Here is an 18243-nt window from a genome sequence, read left to right on the forward strand (position 1 = left end):
GGGGGCTACAGGTCGTCGCCCGTCTCGTCGTCGGCCGCCGCCTCCTGCTTGCCGACCCGGTCGCCCCAGGTGCGCCAGCTGTACTCGGGGACGAAGCCGAGCAGGTCGCGGGCCTTGTCGCTGCTGAGCAGCGAGTCGGTGCCCTCGACGGCGGCCCGGCGCTCGACGGTCGGCCAGAACTGGTCGGCCAGCACCGCGGTGGGCGTGTTCATCACGGTGTCGGTCGCGGCGATGATGAACGCCTCGAAGCCGACGAGGTCGCTCTCGAGCGCTCGGCGCACGGCCTGGGCGCCGTCTCGGGCGTCGATGTACGAGAAGAGGTTGAACGTCTTCTTCTCGGGCGTCTCGTCCCAGGGGTACTCGGAGTAGTCGCCGTCGTCCATGACGTTCGAGAAGCGCAGGCCGATCATCTTCAGCTGGCGGTCCCACCGGGTGAAGTGGCGGGCCATCTCCTCGTCGAGGGCCTTGCCGAGCGAGTACGACGACTCGGGCCTGACCGCGTACTCCTCGTCGAGGGGCAGGTAGGGCGGGTCGAGGTCGAAGGGGATGCCGAGCAGGGTCTCGCTCGAGGCCCAGACGACGTTGCGGATGTGCGCGGCCCGTGCGGCGGCGAACACGTTGTAGCTGCCGGTGACGTTGTTGTGGAACAGCGTCGCGTTCGGCACGAGGCCGGGCGCCGGGATCGCACCGAGGTGCACGACGGCGTCGATGGAGTCGTAGCGGTCGTCGACGTGCGTGAGCGCCTGCAGCACCTGGCCGTAGTCGGACAGGTCGACCTGCACGTAGGTGACGCCCTCGACGGGGTCGGGACTCGGCACGCGGTCGAGCAGGACGACCTCCCAGCCGTGGTCGGCGAGGTCGCGGACGACGGCGCGGCCGAGCTTGCCGCTGCCTCCGGTGACGGCGACGCGGAGGGCCGCGGGGGACGGGGTGGATGACGACATCGTCTGCACTCTTCCTGGGTCGGGGCGGCGCTCGGTGCGCCTCCTCCTGTCTACCGTGTCGGCGCTGGACGTGCGCGACGGAGGCGCGGGTACGGTCGTGCGGGACGGGGGCGTCCGGTCCCCTCGTCGCCTTCGAGGCGGCAGACGAGACGAGGAGGCGCCCCATGAGCGACACCCAGGCCCACGACCCCGCAGACCACGACGTCGACCCCCGGCACGACTCGGCCGCGGTGCACGGGGACGATCCGGCGCCCGTCGAGGAGCACGCCGGCTCGGCCGCCGACGACGCAGCTCGCGAGGGCGCCGTCGAGCAGGTGGACGACACGCTCGGCGGGCACGTCCCGCTGCGCTGAGGCCTCGCCCGGCCCGGCCAGGCCTGGCCGGGCCCGGGGATCGACCGTATCCTTGATCGCCCGCGCGCTAGCGTCTCGGGACGACGGCGACGGGGGCTGCAGATGATCGACGACGACCGACCGGGTCTGACCGTCCGCCGGTCGCTGGCGGCGGTCGCGGGCGGGCTCGCCTCCGGGTGCCTCGCGGCCGTCCTCGCGGCCCTCGTCGTCGGGGCGGCCACGTCGGGCGCCACCACCACCGGCGAGGGCATCGGCGTGGCCGTCCTCGCCGCCGCCGGCGGCGTCTTCCTCGGGTGCCTCGTCTCTGCTCTGGTCGTTCTCCTCACGGTCCGCGGTCGTCGGCGAGGCGCTCGCTTCTCCGGGATGTTCTCGACGGGTCTCGCCCTCCTCCTCGTGTTCTTCGGGGTGGGGGTGGTCGGCTCGGTCGCCGCACCGCTGATCGAGCTGGTGGGCCTGGGGCCTCTCCTCTGGCTCCTCGTGCCGCCGCTGTGGAGCATCCCGGCCGCGGCGGCAGGGGTGGTCCGTCTGCGGTGGGTCGGGTACGTCCTCGCCCTCGGCCTCGGCGCCGTGCTGCTGACCCTCGCCGTCGGCGAGCTCGGCGCCTCCCGCGATCAGGCTCGCTTCGACGCGGCCTGGACGGGGCCGGTCCTCGTGCCCAGCACGTCCCCGGCCTCTCCTCTCGCCGGCTACGTGCTCCGCGGGGTGACGCCGCCGGGGGAGTACGCCGATCTGGCGTACTCCTACGTGTCGCCGGGCGACGAGGGAGTGCAGGCCGACGCGTCGGTCGCGGGGGACCGTCCCGCCGCCTACTACGACCTGCGCTTCGTCGCCCCGGAGGACGTCGCGACCTACGCGCCCTGCGGCACGGCCGCGCCCGTCTGTCCCGTGGTGGGTCGGGCGCTGGGGGGCGACGTCCTCGCCGACGCGTCGTCGGGTTCGTGGGTCGTCCTGCTCGACGACGGGGCCGTCACCCTGACCGGGTCGTTCGACGACGACGACGCCGTGTCCGTGTTCGACGACCTCAGGCCTGCCGGGCTCGACGCGGTGCACGACCTCAGGGTCGATCCGGACGTCGCGCTCTGAGTCGGCGCCCCCAGTTCTAGTCGAACGCATGAATCACCCCTCGTTCACCCCTCCGCCCCGGGGGAGCGCGAGATACAGTGCACTGTGCTCACCGGCTGGTTACCGGGGCACATCGCGCCCGTCATCGTCGACGTGCGGCCGAGCGTGGTCTCCTGATCCGATCCCGCCGGGCCTCGTCCGAGGGCGCGACCGCACGCCTCCGCCCGAGCCCTGCTCGGCCCGGGGGCGTGTGCTGTCTCCGGGGCACGGGCGCTCGGGGGCCGAGCCGTCTCCGGTGCAGTGCCGACCGCCTCCGGCCCGCCTCGCCTCGCTGTCGCCGGCATGGGGCAGGATCGACACATCATGTCGCCCGCCCCCTCCGCACCGCTGTCCGCCCTGCTGCCCGAGCGCCCGGGGCCCGAGTCGTACGACCAGGACACCGCCTACGCCGACTTCGCGGACTGGGCCGAGAGCCGCGGCCTGCCGCTCTACCCGGCACAGGACGAGGCGATGATGGAGCTCGTCTCCGGTGCCTCGGTCGTGCTCAGCACGCCGACGGGCACCGGCAAGTCGCTCGTCGCCGCGGGCGCGCACTTCGTCGCCCTGTCCCAGGGCAAGCGCACGTACTACACCGCGCCCATCAAGGCGCTGGTCAGCGAGAAGTTCTTCGCCCTGGTCGAGCTGTTCGGGCCCGAGGCCGTCGGCATGGTCACGGGCGACTCGTCGGTCAACTCCGACGCCCCGATCATCTGCTGCACGGCCGAGATCCTGGCGAACCTCGCCCTGCGCCACGGCTCGGACGCCGACGTGGACCAGGTCGTCATGGACGAGTTCCACTTCTACGGCGACCAGTCGCGCGGCTGGGCCTGGCAGGTGCCGCTGCTGCTGCTCGACCGCGCGCAGTTCCTGCTCATGTCGGCGACGCTCGGCGACGTGACCCGACTCGTCGACGACCTGTCGCGCCGCACCGGCCGCCCCGTCGCTCGGGTGACCGGCGTCGAGCGCCCCGTGCCGCTGCACTACTCGTACGCGCAGACCCCCGTGCAGGAGACGGTCGAGGAGCTGCTCTCCACCGGCGAGGCCCCGGTCTACGTCGTGCACTTCTCGCAGGCCGCGGCCCTCGAGCGGGCGCAGGCGCTGTCGAGCATCAAGGTCGCCAGCCGTGAGCAGCGCGACGAGATCGCGGAGCTGATCGGCGGGTTCCGCTTCAGCACCGGCTTCGGCAAGACCCTCAGCCGCCTGGTGCGCTCGGGCATCGGCGTGCACCACGCGGGCATGCTGCCCAAGTACCGGCGGCTCGTCGAGCAGCTCGCCCAGCGGGGGCTGCTCCGCGTCATCTGCGGCACCGACACCCTCGGCGTCGGCATCAACGTGCCGATCCGCACGGTCCTGCTCACGGCGCTGACGAAGTTCGACGGCACCCGGATGCGGCAGCTCACGGCGCGCGAGTTCCACCAGGTCGCGGGCCGGGCAGGCCGAGCCGGCTACGACACCTCGGGCACCGTCGTGCTGCAGGCGCCCGAGCACGAGATCGACAACCTCAAGGCGATCGAGAAGGCGGGCGACGACCCGAAGAAGAAGCGCAAGATCGTCCGCAAGAAGGCGCCGGAGGGCTTCGTCTCGTGGGGCGAGCCGAGCTTCCACAAGCTGATCGCCGCCGAGCCGGAGGCGCTGGTCTCGCACATGCAGATCACCCACGCCATGCTGCTCAACGTCATCGGCCGCGGCGGCGACGTCTTCGCGAACGTGCGCTCGCTCGTCTTCGACAACCACGAGCCCCTGACGGCGCAGTACGCGATGGCGCGGCAGGCGATCTCGATCTACCGCACGCTCCGCACCGCCGAGGTCGTCGTGCAGGAGGAGGGCCCCGACGGAGGCGCGCCCACCATCCGCCTGACGGTCGACCTCCAGGCGAACTTCGCCCTGAACCAGCCGCTCTCGCCGTTCGCCCTGGCGACCTTCGACGTGCTCGACCAGGAGTCGCCGAGCTACGCGCTCGACGTCGTCTCCGTCGTGGAGGCGACCCTCGACGACCCTCGCCCGATCCTCTCCCAGCAGCAGTTCAAGGCCCGCGGCGAGGCCGTGGCCGAGATGAAGCGCGAGGGCGTCGAGTACGACCAGCGGATGGAGCTGCTCGAGCACGTCACCTGGCCGAAGCCCCTCGACGAGCTGCTGACGGCGCTCTTCGAGACGTACGCCGCCTCCCAGCCGTGGATCGGCGACTTCGCGCTGAGCCCCAAGTCGGTCGTGCGCGACCTCTACGAGCGCGCGATGACCTTCGGCGACTACGTGGTCTTCTACGGCCTGGCCCGCTCGGAGGGGCTGGTGCTGCGGTACCTCTCCGACGCGTTCCGGGCGCTGCGCCAGACCGTGCCCGACGAGGCCAAGACCGACGAGCTCGCCGACCTCATCGAGTGGCTCGGCGAGCTGGTGCGCCAGGTCGACTCGAGCCTGCTCGACGAGTGGGAGGAGATGCTCAACCCCCGCGAGGTCGAGGCGCACGACGAGATCGTGCCGCCCGTGCTCCGCCGCTTCACGGCGAACGACCGCGCGTTCCGCATCGCGGTCCGCAACGAGATGTTCCGCAGGGTCCAGCTGATGGCACGGGACGACGCCGAGGGGCTGGGTCAGCTCGACGCCTCCTCGGGCTGGGACACCGACCGCTGGGGCCAGGCGCTCGACCGCTACTACGACGAGTACGACACGATCGGCACCGACACCGACGCTCGTGGCCCGCACATGCTGCAGATCGAGCAGCTGCCGACCGTCTGGCGGGTGCGGCAGATCCTCGCCGACCCTGACGGCGACCACGACTTCGGCATCTCGGCCGTCGTCGACCTCACGTCGAGCGACGAGCGCGGGGAGGCGGTGGTCACGGTCACGGCCGTCGGCCCGGCCTCCGAGCGCGCCGGGGGCGGCACCGGGGGCATGGTCGTCGAGGAGTAACGTTGTCGGCGGCCCGGCCGACCACGGCTGCCCGTCACCCCGTCACCCCGGAGCGATCCTCCGGCGCACCGCCCCCGGCGATCCGTCGTCGGGCTTCCCGAGGAGGACCCATGTCTCGCCTGTCCGGAAAAGTCGCGATCGTCACGGGGGCTGCCTCGGGCATCGGCGAGGCCATCGTCCGTCGCTTCGCCGACGAGGGCGCGCAGGTCGTCGCGACCGACATCCTCGACGGGTCGGCCGTCGCGGCCGAGGCAGGAGCCGAGTTTATCCAGCACGACGTCGCGAACGGCGGCGACTGGAAGCGCGTGATGGACAGGGTGGCCGACCACTACGGGCACCTCGACGTGCTCGTCAACAACGCGGGCATCGTCTCGGGGCAGTCGATCGACGTCACCCAGCTCGAGAGCTGGAACCGGGTCTTCGCGGTCAACGTCACGGGCGTCATGCTCGGCACGCGCTTCGCCATCGAGCAGATGCGCGCCAACCCGGAGCGCTCGGGCGGCTCGATCATCAACCTCGCGCCGGCCACGTCGTTCCTCGGCTTCGGCGACGACGCGGCCTACACCGCCAGCAAGCACGCCCTCGTCGGCCTGACCCGCTCGAGCGCGGCCCACGCCGCCCAGGAGGGCTGGGACATCCGCATCAACTCGCTGCACCCCGGACCGACCGACACGGCGATGTTCCGTCGGCAGGTGGAGGCGCAGCCGGCCCTGCTCGACGCGTTCCGCACGATGAGCCCGCGCGGTCGCCTGGCCATGCCGGAGGAGGTGGCCGGGCTCGCCCTGCACCTCGCGTCCGACGACTCCGCGTTCTCGACGGGCGCGCAGTTCGTCGTCGACGGCGGGCTGTCGAGCACCCACCCCTCGATGTAGCACGCCGCAGCGCGCGGTGCGCTGCCTAGAAGAGCGTGGCAGGCGGCTCGGGCGGCGCCGCGACGGGCGACGTGGTCGCGACGGGAGCGCCGGGCCAGCCGGGGCCGGCGGGCACGTCGCTGCGGTTCTGGAAGGCGGTGGCGGCGCCTCGGGCGCGGACGTCGGCCGCCTCGTTCATCTCGTGTCCGACGTGGCCGCGGACCCACTCGAAGGTGACCTTGCGCCCGGCGAGGGCGTCGTCGAGCTCCTTGAGGATCTCGACGTTCAGCACCGGCTTGCCGTCGGCCTTGCGCCAGCCCTTGCGCTTCCAGCCCGGCATCCACTCGGTGCAGGCCTTGATCGTGTACTGGCTGTCGCACAGGATGTGCACCGGCTCGCCGGCGCCCGCAGTGGCCCGCAGCAGCTCGAGCACGGCGGTGAGCTCGCCCTGGTTGTTCGTCGCGCGGGGCCAGCCGCCCGCCGCCCAGCGGTCGTCGTCGACGTACCAGGCCCAGCCGGCGGGGCCGGGGTTGCCGAGGGCGGATCCGTCAGCGGCGGCGACGATCGTCATGGGTGCTCCTTGCTCGTGATGTGCGCCCACCACGGTACGCGAGCGGGGCCCGACCCTCGACCCGCGCCTCCTCGTGCCGCCGCTCGTGCCGCGCGACGACCTGCCGCAGGTCAGCCGACCTGGTCGGGGTGCGATCCGGAGCGCTCGCCGCTGTCGAGGGCGGCGATCGCGGCGAGGTCGTCCTCGTCGAGCTCGAAGCCGAACACGTCGAGGTTCGTCCTCAGCCGCTGCGCGTTCACCGTCTTGGGGATCACGACGAGCCCCTGCTGCAGGTGCCACCGGATGACGGCCTGTGCGGGCTCGACCCCGTGCTTCGCCGCGATCCGCCCGATCACCGCGTCGTCGAGCACTCGGCCGCGGGCCAGCGGCGACCAGGCCTCGACGGCGATGCCGCGGGCGGCGCAGAACTCCCGGAGCTCGTGCTGCTGCAGCCACGGGTGCGCCTCGACCTGGTCGATCACGGGCACGACGCTCGTCTCGCCGAGCAGCCGCTCGAGGTGGTGCACCTGGAAGTTGCTGACGCCGATCGACCGGGCCCGCCCCTCCTCGGCGATCCGCTCGAGCGCACGCCAGGTGTCGACGTACTTGTCTTGCGTCGGTGCCGGCCAGTGGATCAGGTAGAGCTCGACGTGGTCGGTGCCGAGCCGGTCCAGGCTCGCGTCGAAGGCCCGCAGCGTCTCGTCGAAGCCCTGCTCCGTGTTCCACACCTTGGTCGTGACGAAGACGTCGTCCCGTGGCACGTCGGAGGCGCGCAGCGCCTGCCCCACGCCGACCTCGTTGCCGTAGAACGAGGCCGTGTCGACGTGGCGGTACCCGAGCTCGAGGGCGGTGGCGACGACGGTGCGCGCCTCGTCGTCGGCGACCTTGTAGACGCCGAGGCCGAGCTGGGGGATGCGGGCTCCGTCGGAGAGCGCGACGGACGGGACGGTGATGTCGGACATGCCCCGATCCTCCCATCCGCGATCACGGCCGGGCCGAGGAGGCGCGGGTCAGCTGGCCTGGACGGGGACCGGCTCCGTGTCGGGCAGCGGGCTCGCGTCGCGGCCGCGCAGGTCGGGCAGGGCGCGGTGGAACACGAGGCCGACGACCACGCCCACGAACGCGAAGGCTGCGGCGACCACGAGGCCGCCCTGACCGCCGATGCGGTCGATCCAGAAACCGGCGATCGCGGACCCGAGGGCCGATCCGATCAACTGGCCGGTGCCTGCCCAGCCGTACGCCTCGGCGGTGTCGCTGAACTTGACGCTCGACGACACGATCGCGAACATCACGGCGAGGGCAGGCGCGATGCCGACCCCGGCGACGAGCAGGGCCCCGCTGATCGGGAGGAGCCCGGTGGCGAAGATCGCGAGCACCATGCCGACGAAGACGATCGCCAGGCGCCGGCCGAGCGCCCAGGGGCCGACGGGCACGTGCCCGAGGGCGAGACCGCCGACGAGCGACCCGGCGGCGAACACGGCGAGAGCGATGCCCGAGTCGGCGCTGCCCTCGCCGAACAGTGCGACGACGCCGGCCTCGACGGCCGCGCACGCGCCGATCAAGAGGAAGCCCGCGACGGTGGCCAGCAGGACCGTGGGCCGGGCGAGCACCTTGCCGAAGGAGCGCTTGCTGCGCGGGATGCGGACACGACCGACCTCGGGCGAGGCGATGAACCAGATCCCGCCGCCGACGAGGAAGAGCGCGGCGAGCCAGATGGCCTCGCGGGTGCCGACCTGCGTGCCGACGAAGGTCGTGATGACCGGGCCCGCGACCCAGATGATCTCCTGCGCGGAGGCGTCCAGCGAGAAGAGGGGCGTCAGCTGCGACGAGTTGACCATCTTGGGGTAGATCGTGCGGACGGCGGGCTGCACGGGCGGGACGCTGAGGCCGGTCACGAAGCCGAGCGCCATGAAGGCGGGGACCGAGAAGTCGTACGCGGTGAACGCGAGCATCGTGACGAGGCAGACGCTGAGGGTCAGCAGCAGCACGGGGCGCATGCCCCAGCGCCCCATCCAACGGCTCGTGAGCGGGCCCGAGATCGCCTGGCCGATGCTCGTCGCCGCGAGGACGAGGCCTGCCGCCGCGTACGAGTGGTGCACGTGCTCGACGTGCAGCAGGAACGCCAGCGAGAGCATCCCGAAGGGGAACCGCGCGGTCAGCTGGGCCGCGATGATGCGCCCCACGCCGGGGGTCTTCAGGAGGGACGAATAGGTGCTCACGAGAGGTCGAGTCTACGGAGGCGCGGGCGCGTCCGGCAGCCCCGTCCCGACACGCCGCGACACGCCGTGGCCCCGAACTGGGGACGACCCGGCGGCGATGTCGGAGGTGGGGAGGAACATGTGCAGAACCGCCAGGTCCTTGGGGGCAACTCCGCCAGATCTGTGCAGAACTTGGGGGAACTCCTGTGGAGAACTCGCCCGGCAGAACTACACGCCTGTAACACCGCATCTAGTTGCGGCCCCGAGTCCGGGCCACAAGATGTAGTATCGAGGAGTTGCCGCAGGCACTGTGCCCGCTGCCCCAGACCCGCACCAGAACCACCGCGTCCGACCCCCGCGTCGGCCCGAGAACACAGGGGAAACCATGGCCATCACCGTCTACACCAAGCCGTCTTGCGTCCAGTGCACGGCCACCTACCGCGCCCTCGACAACAAGGGCATCGAGTACGAAGTCCTCGACGTCACGGCCGACGACGCCGCACTCGAGACCGTCAAGGCACTCGGCTACCTGCAGGCGCCCGTCGTCATCGCCGACGACGACCACTGGAGCGGCTTCCGTCCCGACAAGATCGCCGGTCTCGCCGCTCGCGTCTCCTGACCCGCGCCTCCTCGTGACGGGGTCGGGCCACGGCCCGCTCCCGTCCACGGAGGCACAGCACCACGAGCAGAGGAGGCGGTCGTCACCGTGACCCATCTCATCTACTTCTCCAGCGTCTCGGGCAACACGCACCGGTTCGTCGAGAAGCTCGGGGTGCCGGCCGAGCGGATCCCGCTCTTCCCCTCCGAGCCCCCGCTCCACGCCCGTGACCCCTTCGTCCTCGTTCTGCCGACCTACGGCGGCGGCGAGGGCAGAGGTGCCGTCCCGAAGCAGGTCATCCGTTTCCTCAACGACGAGGGCAACCGCAGCCTCATCCGAGGCGTGGTCGCGGCGGGCAACACCAACTTCGGAGAGGGGTACTGCCTCGCCGGCGACATCGTCGCCGCCAAGTGCCAGGTGCCCCTGCTCTACCGGTTCGAGGTCTTCGGCACCCCGGACGACGTCTCAGCAGTACAGAACGGATTGGAAGAATTTTGGACGCAGCAGTCGACGATCTCGAAGTGATCGCAGCACCCGGGCAGGGCATGAGCATGGACTACCACTCGCTCAACGCGATGCTGAACCTGTACGGCCCGTCGGGCGAGATCCAGTTCGACAAAGACCGGGAGGCGGCGAAGCAGTACTTCCTGCAGCACGTCAACCAGAACACGGTCTTCTTCCACAACCTGCGTGAGCGCCTCGACTACCTCGTCGAGAACGAGTACTACGAGCTCGCGACGATCGAGCAGTACGACTTCGCCTTCATCGAGCGCCTGAACGACCTGGCCTACTCGAAGAAGTTCCGCTTCCAGACCTTCCTCGGCGCGTTCAAGTACTACACCTCGTACACGCTCAAGACGTTCGACGGCAAGCGCTACCTCGAGCGCTTCGAAGACCGAGTGGTCATGACCGCCCTCGGCCTCGCCCAGGGCGACGAGCAGCTCGCGATCGACCTCGTCGAGGAGATCATCGGCGGCCGCTTCCAGCCGGCCACCCCCACCTTCCTCAACACCGCGAAGGCCCAGCGTGGCGAGCTCGTCAGCTGCTTCCTGCTGCGCATCGAGGACAACATGGAGTCGATCTCGCGCGGCATCAACTCGTCGCTGCAGCTGTCGAAGCGCGGCGGCGGCGTCGCCCTGTCGCTCTCGAACATCCGCGAGGCCGGCGCCCCGATCAAGCAGATCGAGAACCAGTCGTCGGGCATCATCCCCGTCATGAAGCTGCTCGAAGACAGCTTCAGCTACGCGAACCAGCTGGGTGCCCGCCAGGGCGCCGGCGCCGTGTACCTCAGCGCGCACCACCCCGACATCATGCGGTTCCTCGACACCAAGCGCGAGAACGCCGACGAGAAGATCCGCATCAAGACGCTGTCCCTCGGCGTCGTCGTGCCCGACATCACGTTCGAGCTCGCGAAGAACAACGAGGACATGTACCTCTTCTCGCCGTACGACGTCGAGAAGGTCTACGGCATCCCCTTCGGCGACGTGCCGGTCAGCGAGAAGTACCGCGAGATGGTGGCCGACGGCCGCATCAAGAAGACCAAGATCAAGGCGCGCGACTTCTTCCAGACGATCGCCGAGATCCAGTTCGAGTCGGGCTACCCCTACATCGTCTTCGAGGACACGGTCAACAAGGCGAACCCGATCAAGGGCCGCATCAACATGTCGAACCTGTGCTCGGAGATCCTGCAGGTCAACACCCCGACCACGTTCAACGAAGACCTGTCGTACGACGAGATCGGCAAGGACATCTCGTGCAACCTCGGCTCGATGAACATCGCGCTCTCGATGGACGCCCCCGACTTCGGCAAGACCGTCGAGACCGCCATCCGCGGCCTCAGCGCGGTCAGCGACATGAGCCACATCCAGTCGGTCCGCTCCATCGAGGTCGGCAACGACCAGTCGCACGCCATCGGCCTCGGCCAGATGAACCTGCACGGCTACCTCGCCCGCGAGCGCGTGCACTACGGCAGCGAAGAAGCGATCGACTTCACGAACATCTACTTCTACACGGTGCTGTTCCACGCCCTGCGTGCCTCGAACGCCATCGCGATTGAGCGCGGTGTGACCTTCGGCGGCTTCGAGGACTCGAAGTACGCCTCCGGCGAGTTCTTCGACAAGTACACGGAGCAGGCGTGGGTGCCGAGCACCGAGCGGGCCGCCGGCCTGTTCGCCGCGTCGGGCGTCGCGATCCCCACGCAGGACGACTGGCGTCAGCTCAAGGCCAGCGTCATGCAGCACGGCCTGTACAACCAGAACCTGCAGGCGGTGCCGCCGACCGGCTCGATCTCGTACATCAACCACTCGACGTCGTCGATCCACCCGATCGCGTCGAAGATCGAGATCCGCAAGGAAGGCAAGCTCGGCCGCGTCTACTACCCGGCGCCGTTCATGACGAACGACAACCTGGAGTACTACACCGACGCGTACGAGATCGGTCCCGAGAAGATCATCGACACCTACGCCGCGGCCACGCAGCACGTCGACCAGGGCCTCTCGCTGACCCTGTTCTTCAAGGACACCGCGACGACCCGCGACATCAACAAGGCCCAGATCTACGCATGGCGCAAGGGCATCAAGACGATCTACTACATCCGTCTGCGCCAGCTCGCCCTCGAGGGCACCGAGGTCGACGGCTGCGTGAGCTGCATGCTGTAGGTCTGAGGACCTCGGCCCCTGGGCCACCCGGCGGGGGCCGGTCTCGACGACCGGCCCCCGCCTCCTGAACTGAGATCCACGGCACCACCCGACGGAAGAGACGACATGACCATCACCGACAAGATCGACAGCGTCGCCGGCGACCCGGCTCACGCCACCGGCCGGGCGATCCCGCTGATCAAGTCGGTCAGCGCGATCAACTGGAACCGCATCCAGGACGACAAGGACGTCGAGGTCTGGAACCGCCTCGTCAACAACTTCTGGCTGCCCGAGAAGATCCCGCTGTCGAACGACGTGCAGTCCTGGAACACCCTCACGCCCGAGGAGCAGCAGCTCACCATGCGCGTGTTCACGGGCCTGACGTTGCTCGACACGATCCAGGGCACCGTCGGCGCGATCAGCCTCATCCCCGACGCGATCACCCCGCACGAAGAGGCCGTCTACACGAACATCGCGTTCATGGAGTCGGTGCACGCCAAGAGCTACTCGTCGATCTTCTCGACCCTCGCGTCGACGCCCGAGATCGACGACGCCTTCCGCTGGTCGGTCGAGAACCCGAACCTGCAGAAGAAGGCCCAGATCGTCCTCGACTACTACACGGGCGACGACCCGCTGAAGCGCAAGGTCGCCTCGACCCTGCTCGAGTCGTTCCTGTTCTACAGCGGCTTCTACCTGCCGATGTACTGGTCGTCGCGCGCCAAGCTCACCAACACGGCCGACCTGGTCCGCCTCATCATCCGCGACGAGGCCGTGCACGGGTACTACATCGGCTACAAGTTCCAGAAGGGCCTCGAGGGCGCCTCCGAGGAGCGCAAGCAGGAGATCAAGGACTACACGTTCAACCTGCTGTTCGAGCTCTACGAGAACGAGATCCAGTACACCCAGGATCTGTACGACACCGTCGGCCTGACCGAGGACGTCAAGAAGTTCCTGCACTACAACGCCAACAAGGCGCTGATGAACCTCGGCTACGAGCCGATGTTCCCCAAGGAGACGACCGACGTGAACCCGGCGATCCTGTCGGCCCTCTCGCCGAACGCCGACGAGAACCACGACTTCTTCTCGGGGTCGGGCTCGTCGTACGTCATCGGCAAGGCCGAGAACACCGAGGACGAGGACTGGGACTTCTAGCCCGTCGGCCCCCTCCTCATTCAGGAACCCGCGTCCTGATCCTCCACGGATCAGGACGCGGGTTCCTTCGTCGTGCACGGATCAGGAACTCGAGACGGGCTGTTCCTGAGTCGTGCGCGCTCGACTGTCGAGCAGGTCGAGCAGGTCGAGCAGGTCGAGCAGGTCGGGCCGAGCGGAGGAGGCGCGGGTCGGCTGGTCGGGGGAGGTGCGCCGTCGTCGCACACGCGACCATGGACGGGACCCTGCCACGAGGCCCGAGCTGACCGACGGAGCACCGATGACGACGAACCCCTCCTCCCGGCCGCCCGCGCACGGCTGGACGGCTCCCGGCGGTGAGCAGGTCGACGACCTGGCGGCAGACGCGTGCGACCTCGACGAGTCGACGACTGCCGAGTGGGAGCCGGTGGCGGCGCACGTGGCCGGCGACCGCTACCTGTCTGCCGACTCGGCCGACGCCTCCACCGGCTCGATCGTCGTCGAGCTGCGGGTCTCGTGGTGGCCGATCGCCGCCTTCGTGCTGCTCTCGTTCGGCCTCGCCTGGCTCGTCTGCCTGCCGCTCTGGCTCGGCGACGGCCTCGCCAGCCCGCTGCGCGGCGTCTGCGCGGTGGCGATGATGGCGACGCCGGCCGTTGGCGCCCTCGTCGTCAGCCGGTTCGTCGACCGCCCGGCGTCGATCCCGCGGTCGCTCGGGCTCTGGCCGCTCCGCCCTGTCGGGCGCCTGCTCGCGTACCTGGGCCTCGCCCTCGTCGTCCCGGTCGCGCTCGTGCTCGTCGCCCTGCCGATCGGTGCCGCACTCGGCTCCTACCCGGCCGACGTCACCGGGTTCTCGGCGTTCCGAGAGCTGACCGAGCAGCAGGTGGCTCAGGCGACCGCGGGCCTCGGCGATCCGGGGCCGCTGCCGCCGATCGGCCTGCTCGTCGCCCTGCAGCTCGTGTCGATCCCGATCGGCGCGTTCGTCAACACCGTGCCCGCGCTGGGGGAGGAGCTCGGCTGGCGGGGCTTCCTGCTGCCGCGCCTCCTGCCCCTGGGCACCGCGCCTGCCGTCCTGGTCAGCGGGGCCGTCTGGGGGCTCTGGCACACGCCGCTGATCCTGCTCGGCTACAACTACGGAGTCCAGACGCCGGGCTGGATCGGCGTCGCGATGATGACCGGGACGTGCGTCGTCGTCGGGGCCGTCTTCGCCTGGCTGCGGGTGCGCTCGGCCAGCGTCTGGCCCGCCGCCCTGGCCCACGGCGCGTTCAACGCCGCCGCCGGCTCGTCCCTGCTGTTCGCGGCCGCGGGCGAGCGGATCGACCTCGTGCAGGGCACGATCCTCGGCTGGTCGGGGTGGATCGTCCCCGTGCTGCTCGTCGCGGTGCTCGCCGCCACGGGCCAGTTCCGTCGCCCGGGCGCTGCCCGCCGCCGCTGACCGCGAACCCCGAGCCGCGGAGCACCCCCGAACCAGCAATGCACCCCCGGTTCTGCGGGTGTAGTGCTGGTTCGGGGGTGCAGCTCGGCAGGGCGGGCCCCGGACGCGGGGCTACTGCTCGGTGTGTCCGAGGTCGGGGTCGGCCACGAACGACACGACCGGGGCCGCGGCGGCACCCGTCTCGAAGACCACGAGGTCGTTGTCGCCGGCGCGCAGCTGCTCGCCGGGCACGTAGAGGGTGTGCTGGGGCCCCCGTGTCCAGTAGCGGCCGAGCGCGAATCCGTTGACGAACGCGACGCCCTTGCCCCACGATCGCGTGTCGAGGAACAGGTCGGCGGGCTCGTCCAGGGTCACCGTCGCGTGGGCGAAGACCGGACCGTCGAGCCTCGAGACATGCGAGGACGAGTCCGACGCCGACCCCGTGGAGGCGTCGGTCGCGTCCCCGGAGAGGGTCGCGACGACCGCCCCCAGGTCGAGCGGCGTGCTCCGCCAGCCGGTCAGCTCGGCGCCGTCGAGCAGCGCCGGCCCGACGAGGCCCTTCGCCTCGCCGATGCGGACGCCGTAGTTGACGCGTCCCATGTCCTCGACCAGCACCTCCAGCACGCGGCCGGGCGGCACCGTGATCGCGCGCTCGTGCTGGTCGCGCTGGAGGACTCCCACGCGGCGGCCGTCGACCGAGACGACGGCGCGGTCGCGCACCCCGGCGAACGACAGCACCCGTGGCTCGTCGCCGGCCGGCAGCTCGACGCGGTGCAGGGCGAAGCCGCGATAGCTGCCGAGCGCGTCCATCGTGGGCACGCCCTCGGTCGCGGTCCAGCTCGAGGCACCGGCACCGGCACCGGCGCTGTCCGCGCCGAGGTCCCCGGCCACGTCGGCCAGGCGCACGCTCCGGTCGAACGTCGTCGACAGCACGGGCGACGGCGTCCGCCGTGCGGGCACCTCGTCGGGAACCGGCAGGTGCCGCGCGATGACGTCGCGGAACGTGAAGAACTTGTCGGTCGGCCAGCCGGCCTCGTCGAGGGGGGCGTCGTAGTCGTACGACGTCACGTGCGACTGGTACGTGCCCTTGTGGTTGGCGCCGTTCGTGAAGCCGAAGTTCGTGCCGCCGTGGAACATGTAGATGTTGACCGACGCGCCTGCCGTCAGCAGCGCGTCCAGCTCGCGTGCCGCCTCCTCGACGGGGGTCGTGTGGTGGTGCTCGCCCCAGTGGTCGAACCAGCCGTCCCAGAACTCGGAGCACATCAGGGGCCCGGTCGGCTGGTGGCGGCGCAGGGTCGCGAGCCGCTCCTCGGCGCGTGACCCGAAGCTGCCCGTCTTGTGCAGCTCGGGCAGGCTGCCCGCCGCGAGCATCTCGTCGGTGGGCTGGTCGACCGTCGTCAGGGGCACCACCACGCCGGAGGCGCGGGTCAGGTCGACGAGGTGCCGCAGGTAGCCTGCGTCGTCGCCGTACGCGCCGTACTCGTTCTCGATCTGCACGAGCACGACGGGCCCGCCGTGGTCGATCTGCCGGGGCACGACGATCTCGTAGACGCGCTCGAGGAACTCGTCGACGGCGGCGAGGTAGAGCGGCTCGCTGCGGCGGACGCCGACGGCCGGGTCGTCGAAGAGCCAGCCGGGCAGGCCGCCGCCGTCCCACTCGGCGCAGATGTAGGGGCCGGGGCGCACGATCGCGTGCATGCCCTCGGCGGCGACGAGGTCGAGGAACCGGCCGAGGTCGAGGCCCGCGCTCGTGTCGAAGTCGCCGCGGCGCGGGGAGTGCGCGTTCCAGGCGACGTACGTCTCGATGGTGTTGAGGCCCATCAGCCGGGCCTTGTGGATGCGGTCGGCCCACTGGTCGGGGTGCACCCGGAAGTAGTGCAGGGCGCCGGCGACGACCCGGTGCGGGGCGCCGTCGAGCTCGAAGTGGTCGGGGCCGATCACGAAGCGCGTGCTCGTGGGGGCGGTGCTGCTGCTGATGGTGTTCCTCCGGTGGGGCGAGGGGACGTGGCGACGGGGAGGCGCGACGTGCGTCGCGCCTCCCCGCTGCGGTGGTCAGGCGGTGCTGCGGTGGTGCTGGTGGTGCTGGTCGTGCGTGTGCGGCGAGGCCCTACTTGGTCTCGACCGTGAAGCCCTGCTGCTCACCGTACGAGGCCGTGGCCTTCGCCCACTCCTCGAGCACCGGGTCGAGCGAGGTGCCGTTGGTGTAGGCCGACGAGGCGCTGTCGCTGAAGATGCTGTTCGCGTAGACCTGGAAGGGCAGGTACTGCCAGTCGGGCAGCACGTCCTGAGCGGCCTGGCCCAGCACCTCGTTGATCTTCTGGCCGCCGAAGTACTCGGGGGCCTCGGAGAGGAACTCGGGGTCGGTGAGGTCGGCCGTGGTGGACGGGAACCCGCCGGCGTCGAACGAGATCTGGCGCCCCTCCTCCTCGGCGGTGGCGAACTTGGCGAACTCGGCGGCGACGAGCTTGTTCTGCGACTGCTCCATCACGGCGATCGACGATCCGCCGTTCTCGGCGGTCGCGGTGTCGCCCTCCTCGTACTGGGGCATCGGGGCGACGCGCCACTGGCCGGAGCCGTCGGCGGCCTGCGCCTCGAGGTTGCCGGGCATCCAGGCGCCGGTCAGCATCGTCGCGATCGAGCCGTCGCCGAGGGCACGGAACCACTCGTCGGTCCAGCCGGGGGTCTGCGCGAGCGAGCCGTTCTCGACCAGGGTGTTCCAGGTCGAGGTCCACTTCTTGGCGCCCTCGTCCTGCAGGTCGATCGACACGGTGTCGCCGTTGACCGAGTAGGGGTGGCCTCCGGCCTGCCAGATCATGCTGGTCGCGAAGCCGGCATCGCCGGTGTCGCCAGCGATGTACTGGTTCGGGTCGGCGGAGTGCATCGTCTCGGCCGCGGCGAGGTACTCGTCCCACGTCGTCGGCACGGCGATGCCGTACTTGTCGAAGACGTCCTGGCGGTAGAACATCGCCATGGGGCCCGAGTCCTGGGGCAGGGCGTACACGGCGTCGCCGTCGGTGACCGAGTTCCAGGTCGAGGCGGTGAAGTCCTCCTCGAGGTCGCCGTAGCCGTAGCCGCTCAGGTCGGCGAGCGAGTCGCCGAGCGAGAACTGCGGGATGGCGAAGTACTCGACCTGGGCGACGTCGGGGGCGCCCTTGCCGGCCTTGATCGCGTTCTGCAGCTTCGTGTACTGGTCGGCGCCGGTGCCGACGTTCTGCACGTCGACGGTGATGTCGGGGTGCGCCTTCTCGAAGGCCTCGGCGATGGGCTCGACGGCGGGGGCCCAGGCCCAGACCGTGATCGAGGACTTCTCCTTCAGGGCGGCGGCGAGCTCGTCGCTGGTCGCGGTGTCGGCGCTGGCGCCGCCTCCGGAGCCGGACGAGCAGGCGGCCAGCGAGCCGGCCAGGGCGATGCCGAGACCGAGGGCGACGACGCGCTTCGCGGTGCGGGGGAGGGTACGGGACATGGGTGGTGCCTTTCACTTCATCGTGGAGGTGGAGCGGGGGGTGCTGCGGGGGAGGTGCTGCGGTGCGGGAGATGGTGCGGTTCGGGAGAGGACGAGGAGGGGC

15 protein-coding genes are annotated in these 18243 nt (G+C 70.5%); 9 read left to right on the forward strand and 6 right to left on the reverse strand.

Annotation, left to right across the window (positions count from 1 at the left end; all coding sequences use genetic code 11):
* Positions 1-5: 5 nt before the first annotated feature.
* Complete coding sequence (locus ES689_RS10080) at positions 6-944, reverse strand: NAD(P)-dependent oxidoreductase (protein ID WP_146903802.1); 939 nt, start codon at positions 942-944, stop codon at positions 6-8.
* 164 nt (positions 945-1108) lie between these two features.
* Between ES689_RS10080 and ES689_RS10085 the strand changes: the two genes are divergently transcribed.
* From ES689_RS10085 to ES689_RS10100, 4 genes are all read left to right on the forward strand, one after another.
* Entirely contained in the window at positions 1109-1297 is a 189-nt protein-coding gene (locus ES689_RS10085) for a hypothetical protein (RefSeq protein WP_146903806.1), read from the forward strand.
* A gap of 102 nt (positions 1298-1399) precedes the next feature.
* Positions 1400-2380: a hypothetical protein gene (locus tag ES689_RS10090; RefSeq protein WP_146903809.1), complete on the forward strand. Its 981-nt coding sequence runs from the start codon at positions 1400-1402 to the stop codon at positions 2378-2380.
* 342 nt (positions 2381-2722) lie between these two features.
* Entirely contained in the window at positions 2723-5305 is a 2583-nt protein-coding gene (locus ES689_RS10095; RefSeq protein WP_146903812.1) for an RNA helicase, read from the forward strand.
* A gap of 110 nt (positions 5306-5415) precedes the next feature.
* Positions 5416-6177 (forward strand): SDR family oxidoreductase, encoded by a 762-nt coding sequence (locus ES689_RS10100; RefSeq protein WP_146903814.1) that lies wholly within the window; start codon positions 5416-5418, stop codon positions 6175-6177.
* A gap of 25 nt (positions 6178-6202) precedes the next feature.
* On the opposite strand, the gene ES689_RS10105 is transcribed toward ES689_RS10100, so the two are convergent.
* From ES689_RS10105 to ES689_RS10115, 3 genes are all read right to left on the reverse strand, one after another.
* Positions 6203-6727, reverse strand: a complete 525-nt coding sequence (locus ES689_RS10105) for a ribonuclease H (protein WP_146903817.1) — start codon at positions 6725-6727, stop codon at positions 6203-6205.
* Between the two features lie 110 nt (positions 6728-6837).
* Positions 6838-7668 (reverse strand): aldo/keto reductase, encoded by an 831-nt coding sequence (locus ES689_RS10110; RefSeq protein ID WP_146903821.1) that lies wholly within the window; start codon positions 7666-7668, stop codon positions 6838-6840.
* 48 nt (positions 7669-7716) lie between these two features.
* The gene (locus ES689_RS10115; protein ID WP_146903824.1) at positions 7717-8925 is read right to left on the reverse strand and encodes an MFS transporter; all 1209 of its coding nucleotides are present in this window, start codon (positions 8923-8925) and stop codon (positions 7717-7719) included.
* 364 nt (positions 8926-9289) lie between these two features.
* On the opposite strand from ES689_RS10115, the gene nrdH reads away from it, so the two are divergent.
* The 5 genes from nrdH (at position 9290) to ES689_RS10140 (ending at position 14698) form a co-directional block, all read left to right on the forward strand.
* Complete coding sequence (gene nrdH / locus ES689_RS10120; protein ID WP_123547992.1) at positions 9290-9523, forward strand: glutaredoxin-like protein NrdH; 234 nt, start codon at positions 9290-9292, stop codon at positions 9521-9523.
* 87 nt (positions 9524-9610) lie between these two features.
* A complete protein-coding gene (gene nrdI / locus ES689_RS10125) occupies positions 9611-10027 on the forward strand; it encodes a class Ib ribonucleoside-diphosphate reductase assembly flavoprotein NrdI (RefSeq protein WP_146903828.1) in 417 nt (138 codons plus the stop codon).
* 26 nt (positions 10028-10053) lie between these two features.
* Positions 10054-12159, forward strand: coding sequence for a class 1b ribonucleoside-diphosphate reductase subunit alpha (gene nrdE, locus ES689_RS10130; protein ID WP_191330401.1), 2106 nt, complete (start codon positions 10054-10056; stop codon positions 12157-12159).
* A gap of 105 nt (positions 12160-12264) precedes the next feature.
* A complete protein-coding gene (gene nrdF, locus ES689_RS10135; protein WP_223269526.1) occupies positions 12265-13290 on the forward strand; it encodes a class 1b ribonucleoside-diphosphate reductase subunit beta in 1026 nt (341 codons plus the stop codon).
* A gap of 277 nt (positions 13291-13567) precedes the next feature.
* Positions 13568-14698, forward strand: a complete 1131-nt coding sequence (locus ES689_RS10140) for a CPBP family intramembrane glutamic endopeptidase (RefSeq protein ID WP_146903831.1) — start codon at positions 13568-13570, stop codon at positions 14696-14698.
* A gap of 111 nt (positions 14699-14809) precedes the next feature.
* Here the strand turns inward: ES689_RS10140 and ES689_RS10145 are convergent, their stop codons facing one another.
* On the reverse strand, positions 14810-16618 hold the full coding sequence (locus ES689_RS10145) for a beta-galactosidase family protein (RefSeq protein WP_223269527.1): 1809 nt from the start codon (positions 16616-16618) through the stop codon (positions 14810-14812).
* Between the two features lie 166 nt (positions 16619-16784).
* On the reverse strand, positions 16785-18140 hold the full coding sequence (locus ES689_RS10150; RefSeq protein ID WP_146903837.1) for an ABC transporter substrate-binding protein: 1356 nt from the start codon (positions 18138-18140) through the stop codon (positions 16785-16787).
* Positions 18141-18243: the final 103 nt, after the last annotated feature.

Origin of the sequence: Frigoribacterium sp. ACAM 257 (assembly GCF_007954365.1) — a bacterium.
Classification (GTDB): Bacteria; Actinomycetota; Actinomycetes; order Actinomycetales; family Microbacteriaceae; genus Frigoribacterium.

What these genes read in the sequence shown, in the direction of transcription:
- nrdH (WP_123547992.1), top strand. Translation starts at nt 9,290, where the DNA reads ATGGCCATCACCGTCTACACCAAGCCGTCTTGCGTCCAGTGCACGGCC.
- nrdF (WP_223269526.1), top strand. Translation starts at nt 12,265, where the DNA reads ATGACCATCACCGACAAGATCGACAGCGTCGCCGGCGACCCGGCTCAC.
- ES689_RS10150 (WP_146903837.1), bottom strand. Translation starts at nt 18,140, where the DNA reads ATGTCCCGTACCCTCCCCCGCACCGCGAAGCGCGTCGTCGCCCTCGGT.
- ES689_RS10080 (WP_146903802.1), bottom strand. Translation starts at nt 944, where the DNA reads ATGTCGTCATCCACCCCGTCCCCCGCGGCCCTCCGCGTCGCCGTCACC.
- ES689_RS10085 (WP_146903806.1), top strand. Translation starts at nt 1,109, where the DNA reads ATGAGCGACACCCAGGCCCACGACCCCGCAGACCACGACGTCGACCCC.
- ES689_RS10090 (WP_146903809.1), top strand. Translation starts at nt 1,400, where the DNA reads ATGATCGACGACGACCGACCGGGTCTGACCGTCCGCCGGTCGCTGGCG.
- nrdE (WP_191330401.1), top strand. Translation starts at nt 10,054, where the DNA reads ATGGACTACCACTCGCTCAACGCGATGCTGAACCTGTACGGCCCGTCG.
- ES689_RS10100 (WP_146903814.1), top strand. Translation starts at nt 5,416, where the DNA reads ATGTCTCGCCTGTCCGGAAAAGTCGCGATCGTCACGGGGGCTGCCTCG.
- ES689_RS10140 (WP_146903831.1), top strand. Translation starts at nt 13,568, where the DNA reads ATGACGACGAACCCCTCCTCCCGGCCGCCCGCGCACGGCTGGACGGCT.
- ES689_RS10095 (WP_146903812.1), top strand. Translation starts at nt 2,723, where the DNA reads ATGTCGCCCGCCCCCTCCGCACCGCTGTCCGCCCTGCTGCCCGAGCGC.
- ES689_RS10105 (WP_146903817.1), bottom strand. Translation starts at nt 6,727, where the DNA reads ATGACGATCGTCGCCGCCGCTGACGGATCCGCCCTCGGCAACCCCGGC.
- ES689_RS10110 (WP_146903821.1), bottom strand. Translation starts at nt 7,668, where the DNA reads ATGTCCGACATCACCGTCCCGTCCGTCGCGCTCTCCGACGGAGCCCGC.